The sequence below is a fragment of the Microbacterium sp. genome (assembly GCF_039812165.1).
Taxonomy (GTDB): Bacteria; Actinomycetota; Actinomycetes; order Actinomycetales; family Microbacteriaceae; genus Microbacterium.
The window spans coordinates 1-8,263 of the sequence record NZ_JBDIAB010000135.1; the positions used below are offsets into that span (position 1 = coordinate 1).

The 8,263-nt window shown below is 72.4% G+C and carries 9 protein-coding genes; 7 read left to right on the forward strand and 2 right to left on the reverse strand.

Annotation, left to right across the window (positions count from 1 at the left end):
• The first annotated feature begins 204 nt into the window (after positions 1 to 204).
• The 3 genes from WML84_RS10635 to WML84_RS10645 all read left to right on the forward strand — a co-directional run bounded on the left by WML84_RS10635 (position 205) and on the right by WML84_RS10645 (position 1,881).
• Entirely contained in the window at positions 205 to 642 is a 438-nt protein-coding gene (locus WML84_RS10635; RefSeq protein WP_347346119.1) for a VOC family protein, read from the forward strand.
• 120 nt (positions 643 to 762) lie between these two features.
• Positions 763 to 1,536 (forward strand): alpha/beta fold hydrolase, encoded by a 774-nt coding sequence (locus WML84_RS10640; RefSeq protein ID WP_347346120.1) that lies wholly within the window; start codon positions 763 to 765, stop codon positions 1,534 to 1,536.
• Positions 1,537 to 1,545: 9 nt separating this feature from the next.
• On the forward strand, positions 1,546 to 1,881 hold the full coding sequence (locus WML84_RS10645; RefSeq protein WP_347346121.1) for a YchJ family metal-binding protein: 336 nt from the start codon (positions 1,546 to 1,548) through the stop codon (positions 1,879 to 1,881).
• Positions 1,882 to 1,888: 7 nt separating this feature from the next.
• On the opposite strand, the gene WML84_RS10650 is transcribed toward WML84_RS10645, so the two are convergent.
• Positions 1,889 to 2,797: an SMP-30/gluconolactonase/LRE family protein gene (locus tag WML84_RS10650; protein WP_347346122.1), complete on the reverse strand. Its 909-nt coding sequence runs from the start codon at positions 2,795 to 2,797 to the stop codon at positions 1,889 to 1,891.
• 90 nt (positions 2,798 to 2,887) lie between these two features.
• Here WML84_RS10650 and WML84_RS10655 point away from each other — a divergent pair, with 90 nt between their 5' ends.
• Entirely contained in the window at positions 2,888 to 3,742 is an 855-nt protein-coding gene (locus WML84_RS10655; protein ID WP_347346123.1) for a DNA-formamidopyrimidine glycosylase family protein, read from the forward strand.
• Between the two features lie 53 nt (positions 3,743 to 3,795).
• Complete coding sequence (locus tag WML84_RS10660; protein ID WP_347346124.1) at positions 3,796 to 3,924, forward strand: hypothetical protein; 129 nt, start codon at positions 3,796 to 3,798, stop codon at positions 3,922 to 3,924.
• A 53-nt stretch (positions 3,925 to 3,977) separates the two neighbouring features.
• On the opposite strand, the gene WML84_RS10665 is transcribed toward WML84_RS10660, so the two are convergent.
• Entirely contained in the window at positions 3,978 to 5,501 is a 1,524-nt protein-coding gene (locus WML84_RS10665) for an MDR family MFS transporter (RefSeq protein WP_347346125.1), read from the reverse strand.
• A gap of 151 nt (positions 5,502 to 5,652) precedes the next feature.
• On the opposite strand from WML84_RS10665, the gene WML84_RS10670 reads away from it, so the two are divergent.
• Positions 5,653 to 6,279 carry a DUF1345 domain-containing protein gene (locus WML84_RS10670; protein ID WP_347346126.1) on the forward strand — a complete coding sequence of 209 codons (627 nt, stop codon included), beginning with the start codon at positions 5,653 to 5,655 and terminating at the stop codon, positions 6,277 to 6,279.
• A gap of 49 nt (positions 6,280 to 6,328) precedes the next feature.
• Positions 6,329 to 8,263: ABC transporter ATP-binding protein (locus WML84_RS10675; protein ID WP_347346127.1), on the forward strand; the 1,935-nt coding region annotated here is incomplete at its 3' end.

Here is an 8,263-nt window from a genome sequence, read left to right on the forward strand (position 1 = left end):
CCTCGGCGGGCGTGAGACCCGCCCGGCGCGACATCAGGAACTGCCGCACCTCTTCCTTGCCGCTCATCGCCGCCTTCCCACCGGTCCGTCGCTCACCAGCATCCCCCGCGTCGGTCGAGCGGGGGCCGGATCCATCTTCCCCGGCAGTCCGGAGACTCTGCCAGGTCGCGGTCGGACCTCCCGGCACGGGATAGCATGCTCGGCATGCCCATCAGACTCGAGAACGTCGCCATCGCCGTCCGCGACCTGGAGGAGGCGATCGCGTTCTTCGCCGACCTCGGGCTCGCGGTCATCGGCCGCGACACGGTCAGCGGCGAGTGGACCGACACCGCCGTCGGCCTCGACGGCAACCACGCGAAGATCGCGATGCTGCAGACGCCCGACGGCCAGGGCCGCCTCGAGCTCTTCGAGTACATCCATCCCGATGCGATCGAGACCGAGCCCACGCTCCCCAACGAGATCGGCATGCACCGCGTCGCCTTCTCGGTCGACGACATCGACGAGGCCCTCGCGATCGCCGCGAGGCACGGCTGCCACCCGCTGCGCGGCGTGGCGACCTATCGCGACGTCTACAAGCTCACCTACCTGCGCGGTCCGAGCGGCATCCTCGTGATGCTCGCCGAGGAGCTGCAGAAGCACTGACGAGGAGCCGTACGAGCGCTGACGGCCGCGCGGGACGGCCGGCGGACACAGCGCTCTGAGATACGCTCGTCGCTGACCTGCCCGCGATCGAACGCCCATATCCAGGGAGAGGACCGCCCCGTGACACAGACCCGAATCTTCGAGCCCGACGGCCGTGCCGTGCCCTTCGTCGATCAGGGCGAAGGCCCCGCGCTCGTCCTGCTCCCGGGCAGGGGACTCGAGCTCGCCTATCTCGGCATCCTCGCCAACATGCTCGCCGACGAGGGCTTCCACGTGCTCCGCGTCGGTGCGCGCCGCCCGGCCGACGCGCAGGACGCGGTCACGATGCACGACCTCGCGCAGGACGTCGTCGACGTCATGGACCACGTGGGGCTGCGGCACGCCTGGGTCGGCGGGCACGCGTTCGGCGGCGCCGTCGCGCGCACGGTCGCGCTCGACCACATCGACCGCGTCGACGGCGTGCTGCTGCTCGGCGTCGAAGGGGAGGAGCCCCCGGCCGACGAGACGGCCCGCGCCGCGCAGGCCGGCTTCCTGGCGGCTCCCGAGCACGAGCTGCCGGAGGGCGTGACGCACCTGATCGGCGACTTCGAGGATGCCGCGCTGGCCTGGCGGTTCGTCGCTCGCGCCCGCGCCGCCGCGCTCGAGCCGCAGCAGACCGCCGCGCTGGCGGCGACCCCGGCGGCCGAGTGGGCGGCGCTCGCGGCGACCGTGCCGGTGCTCGTCATCCAGGGCGGCGACGACCGGATCGCGCCGTCGGAGGGCGGCGAGCGACTGCGCGCGTCGGCACCCGACCGCGTGAGCGTCGTCGCCGTCGAGGGCGGCGGCCACCTGTTCCCCGCGACGCACGCCGGCGACACCGCCGGCGTCATCGAGGACTACCTCGACTGGGACTGAACGACGCAGATGACCGACCCCGGCGCCGAGCCGCGGACCGCGGAGGAGCTCATGCGCTCGCGGTTCGACGCGTTCCGACGCGGGGATGCCGCGTGGCTGCTGCGCACGTGGCATCCCTCCACCCGCCCGGCCGGGCTCGACCTGGCCGACGACCCGCGCTGGCGGGGGCTTCAGGTCGTCGACGTCGAGGGCGGCGGACCCGACGCGACGACCGGCGTCGTCGAGTTCCGTGCGACGTTCCTCGCCGAGGAGGGCGGCGTCGGAGTGCTGCACGAGCGCTCCCGCTTCGTGCGCGAGGACGGCCGCTGGCTCTACGTCGACGGTCGGATCATCGAGTCCCGGTAGCCGCGGCTCACGCCCGTCCGGACGCGCGGCGGCAGTCGCGCGTGGCGGTCGGGAGCGCGTAGAGCGACGAGCTCGCCGTGATGAACAGGGTCGAGCCGTCGTCGCCGCCGAAGGCGAGGTTGCCGATCTTCTCCGGCACCGGGACGCGACCCAGCTCGACGCCGTCGGGGGAGAAGACGATCACGGCGTCCTCGCTCGACGACCAGATGTTCCCGCGCTCGTCGACGCGGATGCCGTCCGGCACACCCGGCTCGACGACCGCGACGTCTCGGCCGAGCTTGAGGCGGTCGCCGTCGACCGTGAACGCACGGATGTGATGACGGTCGAGCACGCCCTCGCCGCGGCGCGTGACGCGCGCGGAGTCGGCGACGTACAGGACGGACTCGTCGGGCGAGAACGCGAGGCCGTTCGGCTCGACCACGTCGGTCGTCGCGACGCGCAGCGCGCCGTCGGCGCCGAGCCGGAACACCCAGTGGTCGCCGTACTCGCGCCGTCCGCCGTGGCCCTCCTCGGGGAAGATCAGGCCGTACGCCGGATCGGTGAACCAGATCGCGCCGTGCGAGTCGACGACGACGTCGTTCGGCGCGTTCAGGCGCGCCTCGCCGATGCGGTCCACGACCGTGGTCACGACCCCGTCGCGCTCGCGCAGCACGCTCCGCGATCCGTGGCAGCACTCCAGCACCGACCCGTCGAGGTCGACGGTGCGCCCGTTGACGTGATCCGACTCCGCGCGGTGGACCGTCGTCTCGCCGGTGGCCGGGTCGTGATCGCGCACGACGCTCGCCTTCACGTCGCTGAAGCGCACGCGCCGCTCGCGGGGCAGCCAGCAGGGGCCTTCGAGCCACACGCCGCCGGTGAACACGCGCGACACCGCGGCGGGATCGGGGACGAGGGCGGAGAACGGGATCGTCGTCATCGACGGCATCCTCTCGGACAGGCGGCGGAGCGGCGGACGGTGTGCACTCCTATCGTGGCCCGTGTCGGCGCCCGGTGGGAGGATGGGCTCGTGCCCGAGTCACCCGAAGTGCAGGCGCTCGCCGAGACGCTCGACGAGCGGCTGACCGGTCGTGCGCTCGTCGCGGTGGACCTCATCGAGTTCCGCGCGCTGAAGACGCGCGCTCGTCCGCTCGCCGAGCTCGTGGGCGCGCGCGTGACCGGCGCGTCGCGCATCGGCAAGCACCTCGACCTCGCGTTCGGCGACGTCCACCTCGTCGTCTCGCTCGGCCGTTACGGCTGGGCGCGCCTGGAGACGTCGGGCGAGGCGGCCCCCGAGCCGGTCACCGAGCACGGTCCGCCCGCGCTCGCCGAGCTGTCCTTCGACGGGGGCGCGGCCCACGACGGGGGCGTGACGCTCACGCTGACCGATGCCGGGTCCTGGGTCTCGCTCGGCCTGCACGTCGTCGCCGATCCGGGGGAGGTGCCCGCGATCGCCAAGCTCGGCGCCGACCCGGTCGACCCGGGCTTCACGCGCGCCGGCCTCGACGCGGTCGTCGTCGGCCGCCGCAAGCAGCTGAAGGCCCTGCTGCAGGAGCAGGAGTCGCTCGCGGGCATCGGCAACGCCTACTCCGACGAGATCCTCCATCGCGCGCGGCTGTCGCCGGTCGTGCACGCGTCGGCGCTCGACGAGGCGGCGCGCGAGCGTCTGTTCGCCGCGACCACCGCGACGCTGCGCGAGGCGATCGCGGAGCGCCGCGGCATCCCGATCGACCGGCTCAAGGCCGCGAAGGTCGCCGCGATGCGCGTGCACGGGCGTGCCGGCGAGGCGTGCCCGGTGTGCGGCGACACGATCCTCGAGCGCGCCCACGGCAGCACGACCGGCTCGTACTGCCCCACCTGCCAGAGCGACGACCGCATCTTCTAGCGACGGCGGCCCCGCCGAGCCGACGGTCCGCCGCGCGGGTCTAGCATGGGCGGATGGCCACTGCGAACCTGCCCACGCCCGCGCTTCAGCCCGCCCCTCAGCCGGACGCCGCCGACAAGCCTCTCCTCCAGATCATCGAGGACGGCGGCTCGTGCTGCGGCGGCGGAAGCTGCGCGATCTGACCTGATCCCCCTCCCGCGCGGCGTGACTGCGATCGTGCGTGACCGCGATCGCGTCAGTGCGCCGGCGGGGCGTCGAACTCCTGGTCCTCCGGCTTGCGGATGAGGAACGCGCCCACGAGGAGCGGCAGCGACACGACGGCCGCGAGCAGGAACGCGGCGTGCGCGCCCGCGGCCCCCGCGACCGTCTCGGACGCGCCGGATGCCGTGGCCGTCGCCGTCACGGCCGACATCACGGTGAACATCACCGCGATGCCCGCGGCCCCCGCGACCTGCTGCGCGGTGCCGACGATCGCCGAGCCGTAGGAGTAGAACCGCGGCTCGAGCGAGGCGAGCGACGCCGTGAACAGCGGCGTGAACGAGAGCGCCAGGCCGAGCGCCAGCACGGTCTGGGCGATCACGACGACCCACAGCGGGGTCGTCGCGTTGAAGAACACCGCGTAGAACCACAGCATGCCGATCGCGAGGATCGCGCCGGGCACGAGCAGCGTGCGCGTGCCGCGCGCGTCGTACACGCGACCGATGAACGGACCCGCGAGGCCCATGATGAGCGAGCCGGGCAGCACGGCCAGGCCGGTGTCGAGCGACGAGACGCCGAGCACGCTCTGCAGATACAGCGGCAGCACCGTGATGACGCCGAAGAACGCCGCCGACAGCAGCGCCAGCTGGCTGATCGCGAGCGTGAAGTTGCGCGAGCGGAACACCCGCAGGTCGAGCAGCGCGTCGTCGACCTTCTGCAGCTTCAGCTGGCGGAGCACGAAGACCGTCAGCGCGATCACGCCGACCACGAGCGAGACGACCAGCGATGCGGTCGCCATCGACGCGGCGGCCTGGTCGCCGCCCTCGTGCCGCTCGGCGCCGCCGATCTGGCTGAGGCCGTAGACGAGTCCGCCGAAGCCGAACGCCGACAGCACGACCGAGAGCGTGTCGATCGGCGCGTGCGTCGTCTCGCCGAGGTTGTGGATCCACTTGGCGCCCATCGCGAGCGCGACGAGCGCGATCGGCAGCACGACGCCGAAGATCCAGCGCCAGCTGAGCGTGTCGAGGAGGAACCCGGCGAGGGTCGGGCCGATCGCCGGCGCGAGCGACATCACGATGCTGACGCGCCCCATCATGCGGCCGCGCGCGTGCGGCGGCACGATCGTCATGAGCGTCGTCATGAGCAGCGGCATCATGATCGCGGTGCCGGATGCCTGGACCACGCGCGCGATGACCAGCACCGGGAACCCGGGGGCCACCAGCGCGATGAGCGTGCCGAGCGAGAACAGGGTCATCGCGGCGACGAACATCGAACGGGTCGTGAAGCGGCGCAGGAGGAACCCGGTGACCGGGATGACGACGGCCATCGTCAGCATGAACGCCGTGGTGAGCCACTGGGCGGCGACGGCGGTGATGCCGAGATCGCCCATGAGGTGGGGGATGGCGACGCCCATCGTGGTCTCGTTGAGGATCGCGACGAACGCGGCCGCCAGCAGCAGCCAGACGACGCGGCTCTCCTCGGGGCGCAGGATCGCACCGCCGCGACCGGAGCCGGATCGCGTTCCGGGGACGCTGTGGGGCGGGGTTTCCGTGGCTGCCATGGGCGGCCCTCCTTGCTGCGCAGGACCATGCGGGTCCCAGCCCGTGTGGTCGACGAATCGGCCACTCGTAGCGGCACCTCCACGTCAACGACCGCGTCGGGCGCCGCATTCCCCGAATCGGTGGAAACATTCGGCTATGGGCTCTCACCGCGTGCGTTCCGCCGTCCTCGTCCGTGCCGTCGTGTCGCTCGCGGTCGGCGTCGTCGTCGGCCTGGCGGCCGGGATCGTGCTCGGAACGGTCGCCGGCGTGCTGGCGGGCTGGGCCGCAGCGGCCCTGACGAGCGTCGTGTGGGTCCTGCTCCTCACGTGGCGGATGGATGCCGCGCAGACGCGCGCACACGCCACCGCCGAGGATCCGGGGCGCCGCACCGCGCGCATCATCGCCGTGCTCGGAAGCGTCGCGAGCCTCGGCGCGGTCGCGGCCGTCCTCGTGCAGACGCGGTCGGCCGACGCCGTCGGAGCGATGGTCCTCGGCGGCATCGCGGTCGTCGCGGTCGCGGCGTCGTGGGCGCTCATCCAGGTCGACTACATGCTGCGCTACGCGCACCTCTACTACGCCGATCCGGTCGGCGGCATCGATTTCACGCCGGGCGAGGACCCGTCCTACAGCGACTTCGTCTACTTCGCCGTCGGCATCGGCATGACCTACCAGGTGTCGGACAACGACGTGCGCGCGAACGGGATGCGCCGTGTCGTGGTCGCACAGTCGCTGCTGGCCTACCTGTTCGGCGCCGTGATCCTCGCCACCGTGATCAACCTCGTCACGAGCCTGGGATGAGCGCTGCCGCTCCGGCGCCGATGTCGGCGCGGGGATCTAGGCTGGCGCCATGAGCATGGGGATGGGACGCGGCGGCGGCGCGCGCGGGGTCGACGAGGCGGCGCAGCGACGCCTCAACGCCCAGGCGCCGCGCATCCCGAACCTCGGCCGACGGGTCGTCGCGCTGTTCCGGCCCTACACGGGCCGCATCGCGGTCACGGCGGCCATCGTCGTCGTGTCGGCCACGATCGCGGTGATCCCGCCGCTGATCGTCCAGCGGATCTTCGACGACGCGCTCTTCCCCGCCGACGGCACGCCCGACCTGCGGCTGCTGATCTGGCTCGCCGCCGCCATGATCGCGCTGTTCCTCCTGTCGGCAGGGTTCGGCTTCGCGCAGACGTGGCTCACCTCGACGGTGGGGAACAACGTCACCGGCGACCTGCGCGTGCGGCTGTTCGAGCACCTCCAGGCGATGGAGCTGGGCTTCTTCACCCGGACGAAGACCGGCGTCATCCAGTCGCGCCTGCAGAACGACGTCGGCGGCGTCGCGGGCGTGCTCACCAACACCGTGTCGAGCATCGTGGGCAACATCGTCACGGTCGTGGCATCCCTCGTCGCGATGATCCTGATCGACTGGCGTCTGACCCTCATCGCGGTCGTGCTCATGCCGTTCCTCATCGTCGTGCAGCGGCGCGTCGGCCAGGTGCGCGCGCGCATCGCGGGCGAGACGCAGGAGTCGCTGTCGGAGCTCACGACCATCACGCAGGAGACCCTGAGCGTATCCGGCATCCTGCTGTCGAAGGCGTTCAACCGCCAGCGCATGGAGTCGGCGCGCTACCAGGACGAGAACCGCAACCAGGTGCGGCTGCAGGTGCGCCGGGCGATGAGCGGGCAGGGCTTCCTCGCCGTCGTGCAGGTGCTCATGGCGAGCGTGCCGGTGGTCATCTACGTCGTGTCGGGCTACCTCATCGCCGGCGCGCAGGGTGCCATCACGGCCGGCACGATCGTGGCGTTCACCACCGTGCAGGCGCGCCTGCTGCAGCCGTTGACCGGGCTCATGCGCGTCGCGCTCGACCTGCAGACCTCGCGCGCCCTGTTCGCGCGCATCTTCGAGTACCTCGACCTGGTGCCGCAGATCGTCGACGCGCCCGACGCGATCCCCGTCGAGCGCGCCCCCGGTCCGCTCGGTCGCGTCGAGTTCCGCGACGTCGTCTTCCGCTATCCGGATGCGGCGCCCGACTCGCGACCGACCCTCGACGGCGTCTCGTTCGTCGCCGAGCCGGGGCAGCAGGTCGCGTTCGTGGGACCGTCGGGGGCGGGCAAGACGACGGTGCTCTATCTCGCGCCGCGGCTGTACGAGGCGTCCGCCGGCGCCGTGCTGTTCGCCGGCGAGGACGTGCGGCGCCTCACGCAGGAGTCGATCGTGGATTCCGTGGGCATCGTCTCGCAGGAGACCTACCTGTTCCACGCCACGATCCGCGAGAACCTGCGCTACGCGAAGCCCGACGCGACCGACGCCGAGCTCGAGGCGGCCTGCCGGTCGGCCAACATCCACCACATCATCGAGGGGTTCGAGCAGGGCTATGACACCGTGGTCGGAGAGCGCGGCTACCGGCTCTCGGGCGGCGAGAAGCAGCGCATCGCGATCGCGCGCGTGCTCCTGAAGGACCCGCCCGTGCTGCTCCTCGACGAGGCGACCTCCGCGCTCGACACGGTCTCCGAACGCATCGTGCAAGAGGCGCTCGAGGCCGCCGCGCGAGGCCGCACGACCCTGTCGATCGCACACCGGCTGTCGACCGTCGTGGGGGCCGACGTCATCCACGTCATCGACGCCGGCCGCATCGTCGAGTCCGGCACGCACGCCGAGCTCCTCGCGCGCGGCGGACTGTACGCCGAGCTCGCGCAGCAGCAGATGGCCGCGGCGCGCCTCGAGGGGCTCGAGGCCGCCCACCCGCCGGCCGCGCACCCCGAGCGCCGCGCCGACCGCGCCCCGGACGGCGTCGGC

Bases quoted from the DNA above. Each gene is read 5' to 3' on its own strand.
- WML84_RS10665 (WP_347346125.1), bottom strand. From the start codon at position 5,501: ATGGCAGCCACGGAAACCCCGCCCCACAGCGTCCCCGGAACGCGATCC.
- WML84_RS10635 (WP_347346119.1), top strand. From the start codon at position 205: ATGCCCATCAGACTCGAGAACGTCGCCATCGCCGTCCGCGACCTGGAG.
- WML84_RS10650 (WP_347346122.1), bottom strand. From the start codon at position 2,797: ATGACGACGATCCCGTTCTCCGCCCTCGTCCCCGATCCCGCCGCGGTG.
- WML84_RS10645 (WP_347346121.1), top strand. From the start codon at position 1,546: ATGACCGACCCCGGCGCCGAGCCGCGGACCGCGGAGGAGCTCATGCGC.
- WML84_RS10660 (WP_347346124.1), top strand. From the start codon at position 3,796: ATGGCCACTGCGAACCTGCCCACGCCCGCGCTTCAGCCCGCCCCTCAG.